General features: G+C 72.3%; 18 protein-coding genes and 2 pseudogenes. 14 read left to right on the top strand and 6 right to left on the bottom strand.

Translation table 11 applies throughout. The features are described 5' to 3' along the window. Window positions 1-47 precede the first annotated feature (47 nt). Together LADH09A_RS01725 and LADH09A_RS01730 are read right to left on the bottom strand one after the other, a co-directional pair. Window positions 48-944 (bottom strand): helix-turn-helix domain-containing GNAT family N-acetyltransferase, encoded by an 897-nt coding sequence (locus LADH09A_RS01725; RefSeq protein ID WP_238642967.1) that lies wholly within the window; start codon window positions 942-944, stop codon window positions 48-50. Between the two features lie 10 nt (window positions 945-954). Further along, the gene (locus LADH09A_RS01730; protein ID WP_238642968.1) at window positions 955-2,118 is read right to left on the bottom strand and encodes a low temperature requirement protein A; all 1,164 of its coding nucleotides are present in this window, start codon (window positions 2,116-2,118) and stop codon (window positions 955-957) included. Between the two features lie 263 nt (window positions 2,119-2,381). Between LADH09A_RS01730 and LADH09A_RS01735 the strand changes: the two genes are divergently transcribed. Continuing rightward, complete coding sequence (locus tag LADH09A_RS01735) at window positions 2,382-2,846, top strand: DUF8243 domain-containing protein (protein ID WP_238642969.1); 465 nt, start codon at window positions 2,382-2,384, stop codon at window positions 2,844-2,846. Window positions 2,847-2,852: 6 nt separating this feature from the next. On the opposite strand, the gene LADH09A_RS01740 is transcribed toward LADH09A_RS01735, so the two are convergent. Then, window positions 2,853-5,249 (bottom strand): glycoside hydrolase family 65 protein, encoded by a 2,397-nt coding sequence (locus LADH09A_RS01740; protein ID WP_238642970.1) that lies wholly within the window; start codon window positions 5,247-5,249, stop codon window positions 2,853-2,855. A 170-nt stretch (window positions 5,250-5,419) separates the two neighbouring features. Here LADH09A_RS01740 and LADH09A_RS01745 point away from each other — a divergent pair, with 170 nt between their 5' ends. Further along, window positions 5,420-6,049 (top strand): phosphatase PAP2 family protein, encoded by a 630-nt coding sequence (locus tag LADH09A_RS01745; RefSeq protein WP_238642971.1) that lies wholly within the window; start codon window positions 5,420-5,422, stop codon window positions 6,047-6,049. Window positions 6,050-6,083: 34 nt separating this feature from the next. Here the strand turns inward: LADH09A_RS01745 and LADH09A_RS01750 are convergent, their stop codons facing one another. After that, entirely contained in the window at window positions 6,084-6,815 is a 732-nt protein-coding gene (locus LADH09A_RS01750; RefSeq protein ID WP_238642972.1) for a prepilin peptidase, read from the bottom strand. Window positions 6,816-7,558: 743 nt separating this feature from the next. Here LADH09A_RS01750 and LADH09A_RS01755 point away from each other — a divergent pair. The 10 genes and pseudogenes from LADH09A_RS01755 (at window position 7,559) to LADH09A_RS01800 (ending at window position 15,088) form a co-directional block, all read left to right on the top strand. Continuing rightward, entirely contained in the window at window positions 7,559-8,125 is a 567-nt protein-coding gene (locus LADH09A_RS01755) for a hypothetical protein (protein WP_238642973.1), read from the top strand. After that, window positions 8,119-9,069, top strand: coding sequence for a hypothetical protein (locus LADH09A_RS01760; protein ID WP_372492206.1), 951 nt, complete (start codon window positions 8,119-8,121; stop codon window positions 9,067-9,069). The genes LADH09A_RS01755 and LADH09A_RS01760 overlap by 7 nt, the downstream gene beginning before the upstream one ends. Window positions 9,070-9,109: 40 nt before the next feature. Then, complete coding sequence (locus tag LADH09A_RS01765; RefSeq protein ID WP_238642974.1) at window positions 9,110-9,769, top strand: SAF domain-containing protein; 660 nt, start codon at window positions 9,110-9,112, stop codon at window positions 9,767-9,769. Window positions 9,770-9,771: 2 nt separating this feature from the next. Further along, window positions 9,772-10,572: a CpaE/TadZ family protein gene (locus tag LADH09A_RS01770; protein ID WP_238642975.1), complete on the top strand. Its 801-nt coding sequence runs from the start codon at window positions 9,772-9,774 to the stop codon at window positions 10,570-10,572. Then, on the top strand, window positions 10,562-12,103 hold the full coding sequence (locus LADH09A_RS01775) for a TadA family conjugal transfer-associated ATPase (RefSeq protein WP_238642976.1): 1,542 nt from the start codon (window positions 10,562-10,564) through the stop codon (window positions 12,101-12,103). The genes LADH09A_RS01770 and LADH09A_RS01775 overlap by 11 nt, the downstream gene beginning before the upstream one ends. Beyond that, window positions 12,064-13,007, top strand: a pseudogene (locus LADH09A_RS01780) (type II secretion system F family protein). The gene LADH09A_RS01775 and the pseudogene LADH09A_RS01780 overlap by 40 nt, the downstream one beginning before the upstream one ends. Then, window positions 13,007-13,876, top strand: a complete 870-nt coding sequence (locus LADH09A_RS01785) for a type II secretion system F family protein (protein ID WP_238643043.1) — start codon at window positions 13,007-13,009, stop codon at window positions 13,874-13,876. The pseudogene LADH09A_RS01780 and the gene LADH09A_RS01785 overlap by 1 nt, the downstream one beginning before the upstream one ends. A gap of 23 nt (window positions 13,877-13,899) precedes the next feature. Continuing rightward, complete coding sequence (locus LADH09A_RS01790) at window positions 13,900-14,109, top strand: hypothetical protein (RefSeq protein ID WP_238642978.1); 210 nt, start codon at window positions 13,900-13,902, stop codon at window positions 14,107-14,109. Window positions 14,110-14,117: 8 nt separating this feature from the next. Then, entirely contained in the window at window positions 14,118-14,567 is a 450-nt protein-coding gene (locus LADH09A_RS01795; RefSeq protein ID WP_238642979.1) for a TadE/TadG family type IV pilus assembly protein, read from the top strand. Next, window positions 14,564-15,088, top strand: a complete 525-nt coding sequence (locus tag LADH09A_RS01800; RefSeq protein WP_238642980.1) for a TadE/TadG family type IV pilus assembly protein — start codon at window positions 14,564-14,566, stop codon at window positions 15,086-15,088. The genes LADH09A_RS01795 and LADH09A_RS01800 overlap by 4 nt, the downstream gene beginning before the upstream one ends. Here the strand turns inward: LADH09A_RS01800 and LADH09A_RS01805 are convergent. Continuing rightward, window positions 15,013-15,561, bottom strand: coding sequence for an HIT family protein (locus tag LADH09A_RS01805; protein ID WP_238642981.1), 549 nt, complete (start codon window positions 15,559-15,561; stop codon window positions 15,013-15,015). The two genes, LADH09A_RS01800 and LADH09A_RS01805, sit on opposite strands and share 76 nt — an antisense overlap. Before the next feature lie 71 nt (window positions 15,562-15,632). Between LADH09A_RS01805 and LADH09A_RS01810 the strand changes: the two genes are divergently transcribed. Together LADH09A_RS01810 and LADH09A_RS01815 are read left to right on the top strand one after the other, a co-directional pair. Next, window positions 15,633-16,094, top strand: coding sequence for a pilus assembly protein TadG-related protein (locus LADH09A_RS01810; protein ID WP_238642982.1), 462 nt, complete (start codon window positions 15,633-15,635; stop codon window positions 16,092-16,094). 14 nt (window positions 16,095-16,108) lie between these two features. After that, window positions 16,109-17,146 (top strand): annotated as a pseudogene (locus tag LADH09A_RS01815) (LysM peptidoglycan-binding domain-containing protein); the annotation flags it as partial. Window positions 17,147-17,902: 756 nt separating this feature from the next. Here LADH09A_RS01815 and LADH09A_RS01820 read toward each other — a convergent pair. Continuing rightward, a complete protein-coding gene (locus LADH09A_RS01820) occupies window positions 17,903-18,757 on the bottom strand; it encodes a Rieske (2Fe-2S) protein (RefSeq protein WP_238642983.1) in 855 nt (284 codons plus the stop codon). Window positions 18,758-18,803 lie beyond the last annotated feature (46 nt).

The following is an 18,803-nucleotide window of genomic DNA, read 5'->3' on the forward strand; positions in this document are numbered from 1 at the left end:
ACCCACCGACGACTGACGCCCACGTCCACGATGTCGGCAGCTCGCCGTCACCGTCGCAGCTGTTTCTCGAACCAGTGGTGGGCGTAGCGCTCGGTGTTGTACGCCTCGATCTCCCGGTAACCCGTTGCCCGGTACATGGCGATCGCCTCGGTCAGGTTGCGGTTGGTGTCCAGTCGGACGGCCGTCGCGCCACGCTCGGCGGCGTAGCGTTCCAGCTCGCCCAGCAGCCGCCGCCCGACGCCGAGCCCGCGTACGGTGTCGGCCACCCACACGCGTTTGATCTCGGCGGGCGCGCCGGGGTGGAGTTTGACCGCGCCGCAGCCGATCGGTTCGGCGTTGAGGGTGGCGAGCAGGAGCACCCCGGCGGGCGGGACGAGTGCCTCGTCGTGAACGGGGTTGCTCAGCCCCGGGTCGAATCCGTCGTCGAATCGACGGGCGATGTCCCGGGCGTACGCGCGCAGGCAGGCGCGGGCCCGTGGGTCGCTCGGCGGGCACGGCTCGATGACGACCATCGACCCGACGAGGAGACGTTCGACCTCGGCCATGGCGGCGACGAGTCGTTCGCGGCGGTGCTCGCTGAGCGGTTCGAGGATGGAGGCGGCGAGGTCGTCCGACCGCTCGTCGAGGTCGGCCCAGACCGCGCGGCCTGCGTCGGTGAGCGCGGCGCTGCGGACCCGGCCGTCGCCGCCGGCCTGGTCGGCCGGCCCCACGGTGATCAGGCCGTCGTTCTCCAGGGTGCGCAGGAGCCGGCTGAGGTATCCGGAGTCCAGGCCGAGCCGGGCGCGTAGCGCGGCGACCTCGGCACCGGCGGGGCCGATCTCCCAGAGCAGACGGGCCTGCCCCAGAGGCCGCCCCTGGGCCATGTACTCGTCATCGAGCGCACCCACCCGTTGGGTGACCGTCCGGTTGAACCGCCGCACGGCGGCGATGAGCGTGGAGTCCATACACCTGACTTTAGTCAGGATTTCTGATGCGGTGGTAGGAGAGGATGCCGGCGTGGTCCAGGACGACCACCGTGAGCACCACCCCGGTGGCGACCGCGCTGACCGCCAGCAGCGGCAGCCGCAGAACAGCCCCGCCGACGGCCAACGCGAGCAGCGCCGCCACCCGCGTCCAGGAGAGCCGTCGGTGGATCGCCAGCGAGAAGAGGATCCGCCCGGCGAGAAACAGCATCGGACCGCCCAGGATGACGACCGCCGCGGTCATGTCGGCCTCCTTCGTGGGGTGGGCGATGCTCAGCTCCGCCCCGACGGCGGTGACCACCAGCCCGGCGACCATCACGAGGTGCAGGTATCCCGTGATGACGCCCAGCCGGGACGGGTCGGCTTGCTCGATGGCCGGGCCGAGGCGCTGGCCGGCGGGCGTCACGTAGAGCAGACCGGTCAGCACGGCGGTGGCGAAGACCAGCAGGAAGGCGGCGGTCTGCGGGAGGTCGAGGTGGGTGTCGGCGTACGACAGGCCGGCGACCAGGACGAGTTCGCCCAGGGCAATGATCATGATTTGCTGGTACCGCTCGGCGAAGTGCTCCCCGGCGAGGCGCAACTCCTGCCTGCTCGTCCGTCCAAGCCGTGGGGTGGGCCAGCCGAGTCGTGGGCCGGTGAAGTCGATGGCGAGGGCGAGCACCCAGAGCGGCACCCGCCACTCCGGCAGGAACCCACCGACCAGCCACGGTACGGCGGAGACACCGAACCAGCAGAGGATCCGCACCGCCCGTTTCTGTCGGGGGTGACCGCGCAGCGCGAACGCGGTCACCGCGCCCCGGGCGATGTGGACCGCGACGTACGCGCTGGCGAAGAGCACGCCCCGCCCGTCCAACGCCTGCGGAATCGCCACCCCGGCCAGCAGGCTGCCCAGCGCGGCACCGACCAGCAGCCACCGGACCCACGGGCTCTCCGGGTCGTACCAGTCGGCGAACCAGGTGGTGGTCACCCAGATCCACCACACCGCCGCCAACAGCAGTGCGGTACGCAGCGCGCCGACCAGGGTGAGGTCGTGCAACAGGTGCCCCGCCAGTTGACTGAGGGCCAGCACGAACGCCAGGTCGAAGAACAGCTCCAGGAACGAGGCGCTCAGCGGTGAGTTGCTGCCCCGCAGCAGCCGTTCGGGCCTGCTGGCCATCGGCGCTCCTCCCGGTGGCACGCACGCCCCGCGTCCGTCGTACCACCCGAGGCCGGCCACCGGAGGTGGAAACGGGTCAACGGCGGACGCCGACCCCCGCGTTGGCGGAGGTCGGTCATGAGAGATCCCTTCGGCGATGCGGGGGATCTCGATGTCTGGCACCCCCGGCGACGACCCGCTGACCCCTCGTGTCGTTGATCCGGCAGCGCCCATGGTCGTCGCTGACCACGGTGGGGGCACCGACTCAACGAGGAGGGACGCCGATGACCGCTCAGCGGGAGACCGTGCAGGTCGACCACGACCTGTTCCGCGCCGTGTACGACTCACCCGCATCACTGCCCGGCCGACACCGCTGGATCACCCCGGAGTCAGACGTCCGGCGGTTGGAGAAGCTGCTCGGCATACCGACGCGCAGCATCGGCGCCCCGCTCTGGGTCAGCGGTGACGAGCCGGACTGCCCGAAGTGCGGCCGTCGGGTCACCTGGTACGACATCGTGTCGTCGGCGCTCTCCGGCCTGCACGACAAGGCCATGATCGCCACCGTCATCCTCGGCGAACGCAAGTACGTCAACACCGAGATCCCGGACGCCATCGCCGGCGTGCGCTGCGCCGACTGCCGCACCGCGATCGACGGCCTGCGCAGCTTCAAGTGCCACAACTGGGCGTACGCCTTCGAGGAGTTGGAGGCCGTCCGCGAACGGATGGCCGGCGGCCTCCCGCCGGCCTGAGGCGGCTCAGTCGGCCGAGCGGCGGGTGGGGCGGCGGCCGGGCGGGGAGGGCGGCTCCGGCCCCGGGTCGGGCACCGGGGGCATCGGCCGGGTGACCGGCTCGGCACCGGTGACCCGCAACGACTCACCGTGGTGCCACAGCTCGACCTCGGTGTCGGCGGCGGCGTCGGGCAGTTCGTAGCGGGCCTCGGTGGGAGTCAGCGTGACCCGCAGCCGGTGGCCGCGCCAGCGCAGGCTGAAGACCAGCCGGTCGATCCGACGCGGCAGCCGGGGGTCGAAGGAGAGCACCGCCCGGTCGTCGCGCAGCCCGCCGAAACCCTGCACCAGCGCCAGCCACGCACCGGCCAGCGAGGCCAGGTGCAGCCCGTCGGCGGTCTTGTCCCCCAGATCCGCCAGGTCCTGGAGGACCGACTCGGCGAACAGGTCGTACGCCAGATCCAGGTGCCCGACCTCGGCGGCCAGCACCGCCTGCGGGGCGGCCGACAGCGACGAGTCGCGGACCGTGCGGGCCTCGTAGTAGGCCAGGTTGCGGGCCTTCTCGTCGGCGGTGAACTCACCGGGGCAGAGCTGCATGGCGAGCACCAGGTCGGCCTGCTTGACCACCTGCTTGCGGTACAACTCCAGGTACGGGAAGTGAAGCAGCAGCGGGTAGTCGTCCTCGCCCGTGTTCGCGAAGTCCCACTCGGGCTGCTGGGTGAAGCCGGCGGCCTGCTGGTGCACCCCGCGCTCGTGGTCGTACGAAACGAACATCGCATCGGCGGCGGCCCGCCAGCCGGCCACCTCGTCGGGGTCCACGCCGAGCCGACCGGCCACGTCGGGGTGGCGCTCGGCGGCGTCCGCCGCGCCCCGCAGGTTGCGCTTCGCCATCAGGTTGGTGAAGACGTTGTCGTCGACCAGCGCCGCGTACTCGTCCGGGCCGGTCACGCCGTGCAGGTGGAAGTCCTCCTCCGACCAGTGCCCGAAGCCGTGCCAGAGCCGGGCGGTCTCCACCAGCAACTCCAGCCCCGCCTCGGCGAGGAACCGCTGGTCGTCGGTGACCGCCAGGTAGCGCAGCACCGCGTCGGCGATGTCGGCGTTGACGTGCAGCGCCGCGGTGCCCGCCGGCCAGTAACCGGAGCACTCCCGGCCGCCGATGGTGCGCCACGGGAAGGTGGCGCCGGTCAGCCGCAGCTCGCGGGCCCGTTCCCGAGCCTGCGGCAGGTGGGTGTGCCGCCAGGTCAGCGCCGAGCGGGCCACCGCCGGGGCCAGGTAGGTGAGCACCGGCAGGACGTAGGTCTCGGTGTCCCAGAGGACGTGCCCGTCGTAGCCGTTGCCGGTCAACCCCTTCGCCGAGATGGTCCGGTCCGAGTCCGGACGGCCGGCCTGGACCAGGTGGAACATCGCGAACCGGACCGCCTGTTGGAGATCCTGGTCGCCGTCGAGCTGCACGTCGGCGACCTGCCAGGCCGCGTCCAGTGCGGCGCGCTGGTCGGTGAGCAGAGCGTCGAAGCCGTCCGCGCGGGCCGCGTCCGCCTCCGCGACGACCAGGGCCGCCAACTCGTCGGCCGGTGTCCCGTCGACCGATGCCCACTCGTACGCGGCGAACTTCGTCAGCCGCAGCCGCTCCCCCGGGTGCAGGCGACCCGTCACGGTCAGCCGGATCCGGTCCGGGGTGCAGTCACCGGTGGCGGTGACGGTGTCCGGCCCGTCCAGCAGGTGACTGACCGCGACCGCGACGCGCTGACCACTGCGCTCGGTGCGGTGCACCAGCATCCCGTCGAGGCCGGTCGCGCTGTACGACTCGGCGCTCAGCGGGTCGGTGGGCACCGAGGCTGCCCGGGGGTCGTCCGAGCGCTCCGGCACCTTCTCGTTGGCCAGCAGGTCCGAGCAGACCCGCAGCTCGACGGGGGCGTCCAGCGGTTCGACCTCGTACCGGACGGCGGCCACCGGACGGCGCGGCAGGGACACCAGCCGGGTGCTGCGGATGCGCACTCCACGCCCCGCCGGGGAGATCCACTCGGTTTCCCTGCGCAGCACACCGTTGCGCAGGTCGAGCACCCGCTCGTGGCTGCGCAGCGTCCCGGTGCGGATGTCCAGCGGCTCGTCGTCGACCCAGAGCCGGATCAGCGCGGCGTTCGGCGCACTGATGACGGTGTCGCTGGCCTGCGGAAACGCGTACCCCTCCTCGGGGTAGCTCAGCTCCCGCCGCTCGTGCAGGCCGTTGACGTAGCTGCCCGGCATCCCGCAGGGTGCGCCCTCGTCGAGCACACCACGCCAGCCGACCCACCCGTTACCCAACGCGAAGATCGATTCAGTTTCGCCGAGCCGGTCCAGATCGGCCTCCGTACGCCGAATCTGCCAGGTCTGGTCGTCCAACGTGCCAGTGGCGGGCGGCGGTTGGCCGGTGGCCGAACTGGTGTGCACAAAGCCTCCTGTGGATGCCGACGTCCCCGACCAGCCAAGCAGAGCCGGCTGAACGAATCCTGGACGAAGGTCGTGAAGACCACCCGACCTTCGACAGCTGCGGTGCCCTCTGCCGTGTTCCTAGGTTGTCCCCCAGGTGAACAAGGTATGAACGTGGAGTGAGGTGATGCATGGTCCACAACGGCAGCATGGACGTTCCGGAGATCAGTGCTGAGTGGTACGGCGACGTCGTCGACGCCGCCGCCCGCAGCCCGGAACCGGTGCAATGGTTCGTCGGACACGCCACCGAGGGGGTGATCCTGCTACTCGGCGCGCTGCTGCTGATGGCCGCGCTGAGCCGCCGCGCCGGCAGCCCACACGACCGGGCACTCGCGCTGATCGCGCCGGTGCCGGCCCTCCTGGCGTACGTGGGCAGCGAATGGTTCAAGACCGTGGTGGACGAGGACCGCCCCTGCCGGACGATCGGGCGGGCGATCATCGCGGGCACCTGCCCACCCCCGGGCGACTGGTCGTTTCCCAGCAACCACGCCACCGTCGCCGGCGCGCTGGCGGTCACCACGCTGCTGCTCAACCGCCGGCTCGGTCTGATCGCGCTGCCACTGGCCGCGCTCGGCGCCTTCTCCCGGGTCTTCGTGGGAGTGCACTACCCGCACGACGTGGTCGCGGGCGTGCTCTTCGGCGCCCTGGTCGCCGTGGTGGCAACCCCGCTGCTGGCCCGACCCACCGCCGAGGTGCTGCGCCGCCGCGCCGACCGCGCCGACAGCCCGGCCCCCAAACTGGCGAGCCGCTCACGCCCCTGAACGATCTTGAGATTGCGCGGCGGGTGACGGGTGGTCAGGTCGCCAGCAGGAGCGCGCCGACCGTGCCGACGAGCAGGAACGGGCCGAACGGCAGGTGCGAACTCCAGCGGGCGCGCCGTGTGGCCAGCAGAGCCAGACTGACCAGCGCGGACAGCCCGGAGGCGAGCAGCAGCCCGAGCAGCAGCACCGGCCAGCCGTACCAGCCGAGCAGCGCCCCCACACTCAGCGCCAGCTTGGCGTCACCCAGCCCGAAGCCACGACGGCCGAGCAGCAACGTGGTGCTGGCGAAGAACAGCGCCAGTCCCGCGCCGCCGATTGCGGCTCTCAACCAGTGCCCGGGCTCGGCGTCGAGCGCGGCGACGCCGAGCAGGAGCCAGGTCCCGGCTGCCGCCGGCAGGGTGAGCCGGTCCGGCAGCCGGTGCACGGCCAGGTCGACGAAGACCGCCGGGATCGTCCAGCCGAGCCACCAGGCCAGCGCCGGGAGCGCCCCACCCGAGGGACCGACCAGGGCCAGCAGCACCACCGCGGCGAGCAGGGCCAGCTCGACCGTGCCCGGTGGCGGCCCGACCCGCGCCCGGCAGCGACCGCAGCGGGCTGTCGGGCCGAGCGCCGGCCAGGGACGGGTCAGGCCGAGCGGCGCGCCGCAGGCGTCGCAGCCGGTGCGGCTGGGCATACCCGGGGGTACGGCGTAGCGCAGCGCGGCGATCCGCATCAGTGGACCGATGGCGAGGATCGCGACCACGGTGGCGGCTCGGGTGCGAGCCATCGCAGGAACGCGCTCCGCGGTCGGCCGACGTTCCGGCGGGGGCGCTGCCCGGCCAGCGGGGTTGGTCGTGTCGCCGGACGGTGGGGATGCCGGACGCCGATCGGCTGGGTTCTCCCGCCCCGGGACGGCTGCCGGGGGGCCGGTCAGCGCCATGTCCCGTCCATTACGCCCCGGCGCTCCCCCGCGAAGGTGAACACGGATCGTGACGGAACGATCGCTGTGGTGTGGCGAATGGCGCAGAAAGCGACCTTGCCGCCCGACCGTCGCACGGCGCTCTCGGCCGGCCTCCGAGTGGGCGTCTCGCCGGACGAGGCCACCCCTCGAAGGGCCGACAACGGCGCTGGGATGCCGGGATGAGGCCGCGATGTCCTACTCCCGGGACCGGCGACGGGGCGTACCGGACCCGACCCGTCCTGACGAGGCCCGATCTTCGAAGACCCCTTGCTCGGCCACTGCCTCGGGCGCAGTGCGGACACCCGCCACCACCACCTGTCATCACGGAGAGTGTTCACTTGAATTGCCTCTGTTGTATCGGCGAACGTCAGCCTATGCTCGCCCCTTGGGTGTGACGCAAGCCTCACCTCGACAACCGGAAGACACAGGACCTTGCATTTGTAGAAGATCCGTAACGGTGAATGCAGAAGCGCAATGAACGGCTCCGGATGTGCTGATCCGGGCGCGCTTCCGTATGCCCGGCGGCGGTGGACCGACACCGCGCGGGGCGACCACGAGGAGGCTCGACGGTGCGCGGACGGCAGCTCAGACGAGCGGCAATCTGCCTGCTGGCGGTCGTAGCGGCGGTGCCGGTCACCGCCTGCGCCAGCGGACGGGAGCCGGTCGGACGACCGGCGGCAGCCCGTGAAGACGGACAACGGGCCGATCCCGACGCGGCACGGCGAGCTGCCGAGAAGGCAGCCCTCGACGCGTACTCCGGTTATCTCGCAGCCTCGCGCACGGCAAGTGGGCGCAGTGATCCACACGCGCCGGAACTCGCCCGGTTTCTCGCTGATCCACTTCTCAGTCGGGTGCAATTGTCCATTCGCGACGCTAAGGAGCACGGCGCTATGCGAACCGGGACGGTGAAGTCCGACCCGACCGTGACCGCGGTCAGCCTCGACGCGAAGCCGGCGACAGTGGAGATCCAGGACTGCCTGGACACGACCGGCTACCGACTGGTCTACGCGAAGGACAAGCGCGTGGTCCCGGGCAGCGGGGGCGGCAAGCACTTCTCCACCGCCACCGCGACCCGCTATCCCGACGGCCGCTGGTTGATCAACTACGGCACCACGCACCGGGATCAGCCGTGCTGACGCGTCGGGCTGGCGCATCCTGGCGGGCTCTCGCCGGGATCGGCCTCGCGCTCCTGTTGGTGGCCGGCGCGACCCCGCCGGCCGCCGCCGCTGGCCGCGCCGACCCGGGAGCCGGCTGCCCACCCGACCAGCCCGACTGCAGCGTCTGGGACGACGAGCCCGGCAACCCGGGTGACCCGGGCGGCGGCGGTGACGGCGACGACGGGGACGACGGGGACGACGGTGGCGGTGGCGGTGGCGGTGGCGGTGGTGTCTGCCGGTGGGACGGGCGGACCATCCCCTGCTACGACGAGTTCAAGGGCTGGTTCAGCAGCAGCGACGGCTGCTACTACAAGTTGGCCTCGCCGCAGAACGAGGCACCCGAGGGTCAGCAGTGGTACGTGCAGACCTGCAACGGCGGTGCCGACGTGGGCAACCGGAACATGGTGCTGCGGGCCGAGCCGCCACCCGGCTACGGCGCGCCGCCCAACCCGGAGGAACTCGCCCGTCGCGCCCTGGCGTCGATCAAGCTGCTGCCGGCGCCACTGAAGGTCGCACCCCGCAAGGGCAACGGCCCCGGCCTGGTCGGCCTGCCGGTCTGGATGTGGGCGGACTCGGGCAAGAACTACTTCGGCCCAATCGAGGCCAAGGCGACCGACCGGGACGTGACCGTCGAGATCACGGCGACGGTCGGCCGGATCGTCTGGGACATGGGCAACAAGGAGACGGTCACCTGCTACGGCGCGGGCACCGAGTACACGCGGACCGGCGCCGGTGCGGGCGGCACCTCCCCGACCTGCGGTTACGACAAGGGCTACCAGAAGGCCGGCACGTACCGGATCAGCGCCACCACGCACTGGACGGTGACGTGGCGCGGCGGTGGCCAGACCGGAGAGATCCTGGTGACCCGTCGCAGCGGCATCGTGCAGATCCGGATCAACGAACTCCAGGTGGTGACCCGGTGAGCCAGCCCAGTGTGCGAGCCCCGCGAACGGAGATGACGCAGTGAGCCTCGCGACGCGCAACGGGACCGGGTCGGTCGACGCGCCGGTCACCCCACCCACTGTTGTCCGGCAGCGCCGGGTCCGCCCGGGGTTGCTCGGTCTCGCCGTACTCCTGATCGCCCTGGGTGGGCTGGGCGCGGCGTTCGCGGTCACCTCGGTCCGGGCCACCGGTAGCTACCTCGCGGTGGCCCGACCGGTGGAGGTGGGCCGCGAGATCAGCGCCGCCGACCTGGTCAGCGTGCAGGTCGCCGGAGGTCAGGGGCTGCGCCCGGTGCCGGCCGGCCGGCTCGACGAGGTGATCGGCAAACGGGCCGCGGTGGCGCTGGTCCCGGGCACCCTGCTCACGCTGGCGCAGGTCACCGACGACCCTCTGCTCGGCCCCGGCCAACAGCAGATCGCGCTCGGTCTGAAGACCGCCCAGGTGCCGGCCCGCGAACTGCACCCCGGTGACAAGGTCCTGCTGGTCAGCACGCCGGACAGCAACGCCACCGGGGACGCGGCCGCTGCGGGCACCCGGTTCTCGGCCACCGTGATCGACATGGTCAGCCCGGCCAACGACGACAAGGTCCTGTACCTGGCGCTGCTCACCCGTGACGTCCCCGCGGTGGTGGCGCTCGCCGCACAGAAGCGGCTCGCCGTCGTGCTGACCGAAGCGGCCTGAGCATGGCGATCATCGCGCTGGTGTCCGCGAAGGGCTCGCCCGGCGTCACGACCTCGGCGCTGGCCTGTGCACTGGCCTGGCACCGGCGACTGGTGCTCGCCGAATGCGACCCGGCCGGCGGCTCGATCCTCGCCGGCTACCTCGGCGGCCAGCTGGACGGCCCGCGCGGCATCGGGGAGCTGGCCGTCGGGGAGCTGCGCGACGGCAACCTGGAAACCGCGTTCTGGTCCCAGCTCGTCGACCTGGACGCCCCCCGTCGGGAACGGCTGCTGCTGCCCGGGCTCGTCGACCCGGCCCAGGGCGGCAGTGTCACCCCGCTCTGGCAGCGCTTCGCCGACTACTTCGACGCCCTGGATCGCGGCACCCCCGGCTACGACGTCCTGGTGGACTGCGGCCGGCTGCACGTCACCGGGCCACCGTGGCCGGTGCTGCGGGCCGCGTCGGTGGTGCTGCTGGTGACCGGGGCGCAACTACCGGACCTCTCCGGCACCCGGGCGGTGGTCACCGCGATCGAACGGGACTTCGCCGAGCACCGGGTGCCGCCGGGCACCCTGCGGCTGCTGCTGGTCGGCGGCGGGCACGGGCGAGCCGAGATCAGTCGCGCCCTGAAACTGCCGGTGATCGCACGGCTGCCGCACGACCCGCGTACCGCCGGGGTTCTCGCCCTGGGCGGGACCGTCCGCGCCGGACGGCCGCTGATGCGCGCGGCGGCCGCGCTGGAGGTGCCGATCGGCGCGCTCCTGGACCGGCGTCGGGCCCGGCTGGCGTGGCCCGTGCAGCAGGGGGTGCCGGATGCGGTTTGAGCCGGTCTCCACCGACCCGCGCCAACAGCCGCCGGGCGCCACCTCCACCGTGCCGCCCCTGGCCGCGTCGAACGGGCGGCACCAGCAGGCCGGGCCGCCGCCGCAGCCGCCGCCCACGGCCACGGCGCCTCCGGCGGCGGCACCCCGCCCCCGGATGGACTTCCAGGTGGTCCGGGAACTGCGCCGGGAACTCACCGAACGGCTCACCCTGTGGCAGCGCGGCCGGGAGTTCACCGTCGACGAGGAGGACACCGAACGGGCGCGGCTCGCCGTCGGTGTGGTCGCCGCGTACGCCGACTCCGTGCGCCGGGCCGGCACGCCGATGGCCGCCGGTGAGGAACGTCTGCTGCTCGACCAGGTGACCGCCGAATTGGTGGGGTTGGGCCGGCTACAGACCCTGCTGGTCGACGACACCATCGAGGAGGTGCACATCCTCGGTTGCGACCAGGTGCGCATCAGCCGGCACGGCGGCGGGGTCGACTGGGCCGAACCGATCGCCGACAGCGACGCCGAGCTGGTGGAGATCCTCCAGGCGGCGGCCCGCCGGGCGGGCGCGACCGAGCGGTCCCTGTCCACCGTGAAGCCCACTCTCGACCTGCAACTGCCCGACGGCAGCCGGCTGGCCGCGGTGTTCCTGGTCAGCCACCGCCCGTACGCGGTGATCCGCAAGCACAACACCCTGGACGTGAGCCTGGACGACGTGGCCGGTGCACGGGGTGACCTGGACGAGATGATCGACCCGCTCCTGCGCGACTTCCTCCGCGCGGCGATGCGCGCCGGGCTGAACATCATGGTCGCCGGGTTGGCCGGCGCCGGGAAGACCACGATCATCCGCGCGCTGATGAACGAGATCCCGCAGGATGAGCCGTACGTGCTGCTGGAGGAGAGCCGGGAACTGTTGCCGGCCCGCCGTCGCGAGCGGCACCGGGCGGTGATGAGCTTCGAGGCCCGGGAGGGCCACGGGGAGCGCGGCTTCGACGGCCGACCGGCCGGTGAGGTGACCATCGCCGACCTGATCCCGCTGTCGCTGCGGATGGGCGTACTGCGGATCATCGTGGGTGAGGTGCGGTCCCGGGAGATCGTGCCGATGCTCCAGGCGATGACCACCAGCCGGGGCTCGATGTGCACCATCCACGCCCGCACCGCTTCGGGGGTGGGTGAACGGATCGTCGAGCTGGCGTTGGCGCACGGCCGTGAGATGACCGTCGACCAGGCCCGCCGGATGGCCGGCAACGCCCTCGACCTGATCGTCTACGTCACCGTCGAGGACGAGACCGCGATCGGCGGGCGTAAACACCGGTTCGTGTCGCACGTGGAGGAGGTGATCGGCGCTGGCGAGGCCGGTCGGATCACCACCACCACGGTCTTCGGGCCCGGCCCGGACGGTCGTGCGGTCCCCCGGCACCTGCCGGAGCGGGTGCGTGACCAGTTGCTGCGGGTGGGTTACGACGTACGGCTGCTGACCCGGTGGATCGAGGCCGGCGCCGGCGCGTGGCGGCGACCCCGGCAGACCCGACTGGCCCGGCGGTGACCTGATGCTGAGCCTGGAGCTGATCGCGGTGGTCTCCGGGGCCGCCTGTGTGGCCGGGCTGCTGCTGGCCGTGGTGGCGCTGGTCGGCACCCGACGTCCTCCCGGGCCGCGCCCCGGTGGCGGTCGGGGCCTCGATCGGCTGTGGCGCGGCCCCGGCACCACGCCTACCGAGCAGCGGTCCTACCAGGCCCTGCTGCTCGCCGCGCTGGTCGCGGGCGCGTTCGCGTTCCTGCTGACCGGGTTGCCGGTGGTGGGGCTGCTGGTGGCGGTCGCGGTGCCCGGCACCCCGTGGCTGTTCGGGGTCGGCAAGGCCGAACAGCGGGCGATCGCCCGGATCGAGGCGGTCGGCGAGTGGACCCGCCGCCTCAAGGACGTCTCCAACACCGGGCAGGGCCTCCAACAGTCGATCATCGGCACGATCGGCAGCGTGCCACCCGGCGTCGAGGACGAGGTACGGCTGCTCGCCGCCCGTCTGCAGGCCGGCTGGGTGGCCCGCACGGCGCTGCTGGCGTTCGCCGACGAGATCGCCGACCCGGTCTGCGACCAGGTGGTCGCGGCGCTGATCCTGCACCTCTCCGACCGGGGTGAACGGCTGGGTGACGTGCTCGGCTCGATCGCCGGCGCGGCATCCGCCGAGGTCGCCACCCGCCGGGAGATCGAGGCCAAGCGCACCCAGCCCCGGTTCGCGGTCCGCTTCCTCACCGGGATGACCCTGGCGACCCTCGCGTACGGGCTGATCAACACCGAGTACATCAAGCCGTACGGCACGCCGGTCGGGCAGGTGGTGATGGCCGCGCTCGGTGCCGCCTTCATCGCCCTGCTGGCCTGGGTGCGGTCGATGAGCCAACCGCAGCGGTCGACCCGGTTCCTGCCGGCGCCCGACCCGAGCGAGGTGACCGCGTGATCCTGAACTGGCAGTTGGCCATGGCGGTGTCTGGTGGTGCCGGGATCGGGCTGGGAGTCTTCCTGGTGGTCCGGGAGCTGGTGCCGGCGACCCCGGCGCTCGGGCCGGCGCTACGTCGACTGCACCAACCACCGGGCACCGGCCAGGTCGCCACTCCCGCCTCCCGACGGCTGGACTCACTGACCGGGCTGTCGCGTTGGCTGCGTCCGCCGCACCGACAGCTCGCCCTGATCGGTCAGACCCCCGAGCAGTACGCGCTGTCGGTGCTGCTGTCCGCGCTGATCGGACTGGCCACGCCGACCCTGCTCGGGGTGGCGCTGCTGGTGCTCGGCGTCTCGTTCCCGCTCGTCATACCGGTGCTCGGGAGTCTCGGCCTGGCGCTGCTGGGCGGGTTGCTGGCGCACCGGGCCGTGCTGACCAAGGCCGATGCCGCCCGGGACGAGTTCCGCCAGGCTGTCTGCACCTACCTCGACCTGGTGGCGTTGCAGCTCTCCGCCGCCCACGGGCCGGTGCAGTCGCTGGAGCGGGCGGCGGCGGTCTGTGACGGCTGGGTGTTCGATCGACTCCAGGAGTCGCTGCGGATCGCCCAGATGCAGATGCACGCGCCCTGGGACGAGCTGCGCGACCTCGCCGACAAGATCGGCATTCCGGAGCTGGGGGACGTCGGCGCGATCATGCGCTCCTCCGGCAGCGAGGGCGCGCAGGTGCACGAGACCCTGCGCAGTCGGGCCGACTCGCTGCGCGACCAGATCCGCACCGACAACCTCGCTCGCGCCGAGGGGGTCACCAGCCGACTCGACATTCCGGGCGCACTGCTCGTCTTCGTGCTGCTCGGCTTCGTCGTCTATCCGTTCATCGCCCGAATCTGACCCCACCCCTGAAGGAGCACGCCATGTCCATCCTCAGCTACCTGCACGTCGTGCTGACGACGCGCCTGGCCGAGCTACGCCACGACGGCGAGCGCGGCGACAGCCCGGTGCCCACCGCGGTGATCATCTTTGGGTTGGTCTTCGTGGCGACCATCGTCACCGGCCTGGCTCTGAGCAGGGCCAACAACTGGATGACCAACATCCCAACCTTCTCGAACCCCACGGCCCCGTAGCAGCCAGCGTGAGCAGAGCCGCATTTTCGAGGTGGCGTCGGGTGGTCACCGCCACCCGGCGCCGACTCGTGGGCGGCGACCGGGAGCGGGGTGCCAACCCGGTGGAGCTGGCCGTGATGATGCCGCTGATCCTGGTGCTGCTCTTCGCCTCGATCCAGATCGCGGCCGTCTTCCTCGCCCGTTCCACCGCGTTGAACGCCGCGCAGAGCGGCGTCAACGCCCAGCGGACGTACCAGGCCGGGGGCGGCGCCGGGGTGAACAGCGCCACCGGCTTCCTGAATGCCGCCGGCGGCTGGCTGGTGGGTTGGGAGACACCCGGCCCGACCTGCGTCGTCATCAACGACGACACCGAGGTGACCTGCACGGTGAGTGGCCGGTCCCTCTCGGTGGTGCCGGGCGTGGACTTCGCGGTGCAGCAGACCGCCCACGGGACGGTGGAGAGGGTGACCACACCATGAAGCGCACCGCCGAGCGGGGCTCGGTCTCCATCGAGGTGGCGGTGCTCGCGCCCGCGTTCATCGCGCTGATGGTGCTGGCCGGCGTTGTCGGGCGTACCGCCCTGGCCGCTGAGGCGGTCGATGCCGCCGCGCACGACGCCGCCCGCGCCGCCTCGATCTCGCGAACTTCGAGCACCGCCGAGAGCGCCGCGCTCGAAGCCGCCCGGCAGCAGCTGGACTGGCACGGCCTGGCCTGCGCGAACGGGTTGGCACCCACGTTCAGAGGCACGGTGGCAGGTGTGTCCACCACCTTCGACGCCGCCTTCACCAGCGCGGTGGGTGAGAACGCCACGGTGACGGTCGAGATCATCTGTGACGTGTCCTTCAGCGACATCTCGCTCGACATCCTGCCCGGCATGACATCCGGAAAACGGATCAAGGCGCATTTCACCTCGCCACTGGACCGTTACCGGGGCAGGGCCCTGGGGCCGGGTGCGGTGGGCGTGGGTGCCGCGCCGGACACGAGTGCGGGTGGCGTCTGATGAACGTCGACAGGCAGTCGGGCCTGGCCGGCGCGGTCCAGCTCCGCTCGGAGTGCCAGCGCGAGGTCGTCCCGTCGCTGCTCGGCGACGCGTTGCTCCTCCGCTGCGCCCAGGTAGGCGAAGACGCGGGGGCCACGCCGGTCAGCGGGAGCGTCCGGCATTCGGGGCACCACGTGGAAGTGCACGTGGGCGAAACCTTCCTGCTCGGCGAACTGCACCACGTACGTCTTGGAGCACCCGGTCACCGCGTGCAGCGCTCGGGAGAGCCGCACCTGCCAGGTGCCGAGGCTTTCCGCTTCGGCGTCGGTGAGGTCGGCGATCGACGTCACGTGCCGGCGCGGGGCGAGTATCAGCCAGCCCGGCAGGGCCGAGTCGAAGGCGTGGGCGACACGCCAGTGGTCGTCGGCCGCGACAAGCTCACGTGGCGGCAGCGAGCCGAGCCGTTCGTTGTGGTGGCAGGAGAAACAATCCATCGTCAAACATTAATGCGTGGGTGCGGACGTGTCGGCCCGTCGACCCGTCCTGCGGCGTTCGGGAGCGTCCGATGATCAGGTGGCCGGGTCGCTCAGGGCAGTGCCGGCGGGCAGAGTCGCACGGTGAGCACGGCCGGGTGAGCATCTTCTTCGCGGTGACGATGATCGGCGTACTGGCCATCATCGGCCTCACCTACGACGGCGCCGGGCAGCTCCGCACCCTGCAACGTGCCGAGAACCTGGCGGCCGAGGCGGCCCGGACCGGCGGTCAGGCCATCGACCGGGCCGTCGCCATCGATGGCGGGCCGAAGCGCATCAAGGAGTCCGAGGCCCTCGTGGCGGTCGACAGCTATCTGGCTGCCGCCGGCGTATCCGGCCACGTCGTGACCTTCCCCGTTGTCGACGGGGAGACCCTGATCCGGGTAACCGTTCCGATCACCTACAACCGCACGATGCTCGGGCTGTTCGTTCAGCAGAAGACCGTCACCGTCACCGGCGAGGCGACCGCGCGAGCCATCACCGCCGGACCGTAGGAAGGAAGGCAGCCATGCCCGTATCGGGTGGGTCCGTCGTACGACGAACCGGACGGTTCCTCACCGGCATCGGCTCCCTGGCCGTGCTGTGCACCCTGCTGGTCGGCGCACCGATCGCGCTGCTGGCCTTCGCCGGCAACCCGCTGCCCGATCACCTGCCCACGATCAGCGAGGTGGGCACCGCGCTGACCAGCCGGGACGACGGCCAACTCTTCCTGCGTGCACTGGCGGTGGCCGGCTGGTTCGGCTGGGCCACGTTCGCCTTCTCCGTCCTCGTCGAGCTGGGGGCACAGAGCCTGCGCCGACCCGCGCCGAAGTTGCCCGGGATGGGCCGCCAGCAGAAGGCCGCCGCCGCGCTGGTCGGCTCGGTCGCGCTGATCCTCGTCGCCAGCCCGGCCGCCGCCAGCGCGGCTGCGGTCTACGGCGCGCCGGCGTACACCGGCGCACCGGGCGTCGGTGCCGTGGCCGCGCCGGCCCACGCGGGTGCGACACCCGACACGGCGGCTCCGCTGGCCCGCAGCGGGCCACTCGGGTTGGCCGGGACGGAGCAGACCGCATTCGGCGGCTCCGCGGCCAACAACGAGGCCGCGCCGGTGTACCGGGTGGCGCGGGGCGACTACCTCGGCGAGGTGGCCGAGCGTTACCTGGACGAGTTCGGCGACTACCGGCAGCTCGCCAAGCTGAACAAGCTCGACGACCCGGACCGGATCCGCCCCGGCCAACTGCTCCGGCTCCCCACCGAGGCCGCCGACCAGGGGGCCCGGCAGCACGCCACCGGCCGCCTGGTCGACCGGCCCGCGGCACCCAAACCGCCCGCGCCCCGGCCGGCGCCCGAGCGCGCCGCGCCGGAGCGCGTGGACCCGGCACCCCCCAGCGGTACGGAGTCAGCAGGCCAGCCACCGACCATGACCGTCGGCGCAGCCCGAGCAGGCACGGCCGACGGGGTGAACCGTCCACTGGCGGTGTCCGCCGTCCTGGCCGTGGCGAGCATCGTCGGAGCACAGATCGGTGCGGTGCTGGGCCTACGCCGACGCCCGGCGACCGCCGGGGCGGCGCCCCGGTTGGCCGCGTCCTCCCGCAAGCCCCGGGGAGGTGCGGCCCGAAGCACCGGCGGCGCGGGCCGAACCGGCAGTGCAGGCCGAACCGGTGGCGCGGGCAGTACCGGCGGCGCGGGCCGAACCGGCAGTGCAGACCGAACCAGCAGTGCGGACCGGACCAGCAGCGCGGCCCGGCGGACGAGCGGTGGAGCGGCCGGAAGCGGTGCCGCGTGGGCCGCCCGCCGAGCGGCCGCGGCCATCGAATCCCCAACAACGCGGCCTAACGGCACGGCACCGAGCGGCGATGTCTTCGCGCCTCGCGACGGTGGGACACCTCGCGGAGGCGGGCCTCACGGAGGTGGGATGGCTCCTCCCGGCGGGGTCTCGCCCGCCGGCAGTGGGATGGCTCCTCCCGGCAGCACGGCGTTCCCCGGTGGCGGGATGGCTCTGTCCGGTGGTTCGTCGGCCGGCGGAGGGGCGGGGGCCGCCGGCACATCGGACTGGGGTGGTGACGAGGGTTGGGCCGGCGATGGCGCCGAGGGCGGGCTGTTCGCCGGCGGGCACGGCCTGGACTCCGTACCGGACGGACCTCCGGTCGGCCGCCACCGCCGCACCTGATTCGGATGGGCGAGGGCTGGCTCTCCGTCGCCCGGGCCACGACCCACCCGGCCACAACTCGCCCGGCTACGAATCAAGCTGGCCACAACTCAGGCTGGCCGGCACCGCCGAGCCGGTGGCGGTCGGGCGAACCGCGGCCACCACGCCGGCGGGTCAGGGCAGGCGGGTCTGGAGCACGCCGTTCTCGATCCGGGTGGGCAGGATCTGCTGGTCGTTGCCGGACGGTCCCTGCATGACCTCGCCGCCGTTGAGCCGGAAGGCGCTGCCGTGCCACGGGCAGACCACGCAGGCGTGGCCGTCGATCTCCTGCACCTCACCCTCGCCGAGCGGACCGCTCTGGTGCGGGCAGCGCTCCAACATCACGGTCACCTCGTCACCGTGTCGGTAGAGGATCACCGAGATGTCGTCGTCCACCTCTCGGGTGATCAGGGTGCGCTGCGGCAGCGTCGCCATGTCGGCCAGCGAGTGCCAGCCGTCGGTCATCCGGTGCAACTCGGAGATGCTCTGGTTGACCTGCGCCCCCTGCTTGTACGCGAGGTGTCCCCCGATGTACGCCCCCAGGCTGACGGTGGAGAGCCCGAGGAAGCCGAGGGCGCGGCCGACGCCGTGCCGGCCGGACAGCCGTGCGGCCAGTGACCCGGCGTACAGCGTCAGGCCGACGGTGTTGGCGGCGGCGTGCACCAGGCCGACCCGACGCTGGTCACGGGCGAGTGCCGCCCAGTCGTTCAACCCGGCGACCGCCGCCGGCAACGCGCTGACGGTGCCCAGGCCGACCAGCATGGTGGCGGGCCGGCGTTGCCCGGGCATCAGGTCCAGTACCGCGGCGCTGATCCACGCACCGACCGGCACCTGCACCATCGCCGGGTGCAGCGGATGCCCGAGGGTCACCCCGTGCAGCAGGTCCCGCAGCCGCCGCGGACGCAGCGTACTCAGGACCACGCGCTGCAACCGGTCACCCGTCCGGTCGAGGCTGGATGCCTGCTCAACTTTCGTCAGAAGTGCTCGCACCCGTACCGACTTCCCGGCGAAGGGGGTCGCAAACCGGTCTCGGGCG

Origin of the sequence: Micromonospora cabrerizensis, from assembly GCF_022230955.1 — a bacterium.
Taxonomy (GTDB): domain Bacteria; phylum Actinomycetota; class Actinomycetes; order Mycobacteriales; family Micromonosporaceae; genus Micromonospora; species Micromonospora cabrerizensis.

Bases quoted from the DNA above. Each gene is read 5' to 3' on its own strand.
- LADH09A_RS01750 (WP_238642972.1), bottom strand. From the start codon at position 6,815: ATGGCTCGCACCCGAGCCGCCACCGTGGTCGCGATCCTCGCCATCGGT.
- LADH09A_RS01745 (WP_238642971.1), top strand. From the start codon at position 5,420: ATGGTCCACAACGGCAGCATGGACGTTCCGGAGATCAGTGCTGAGTGG.
- LADH09A_RS01790 (WP_238642978.1), top strand. From the start codon at position 13,900: ATGTCCATCCTCAGCTACCTGCACGTCGTGCTGACGACGCGCCTGGCC.
- LADH09A_RS01725 (WP_238642967.1), bottom strand. From the start codon at position 944: ATGGACTCCACGCTCATCGCCGCCGTGCGGCGGTTCAACCGGACGGTC.
- LADH09A_RS01800 (WP_238642980.1), top strand. From the start codon at position 14,564: ATGAAGCGCACCGCCGAGCGGGGCTCGGTCTCCATCGAGGTGGCGGTG.
- LADH09A_RS01770 (WP_238642975.1), top strand. From the start codon at position 9,772: ATGGCGATCATCGCGCTGGTGTCCGCGAAGGGCTCGCCCGGCGTCACG.
- LADH09A_RS01735 (WP_238642969.1), top strand. From the start codon at position 2,382: ATGACCGCTCAGCGGGAGACCGTGCAGGTCGACCACGACCTGTTCCGC.
- LADH09A_RS01730 (WP_238642968.1), bottom strand. From the start codon at position 2,118: ATGGCCAGCAGGCCCGAACGGCTGCTGCGGGGCAGCAACTCACCGCTG.
- LADH09A_RS01805 (WP_238642981.1), bottom strand. From the start codon at position 15,561: ATGGATTGTTTCTCCTGCCACCACAACGAACGGCTCGGCTCGCTGCCG.
- LADH09A_RS01775 (WP_238642976.1), top strand. From the start codon at position 10,562: ATGCGGTTTGAGCCGGTCTCCACCGACCCGCGCCAACAGCCGCCGGGC.
- LADH09A_RS01810 (WP_238642982.1), top strand. From the start codon at position 15,633: ATGATCAGGTGGCCGGGTCGCTCAGGGCAGTGCCGGCGGGCAGAGTCG.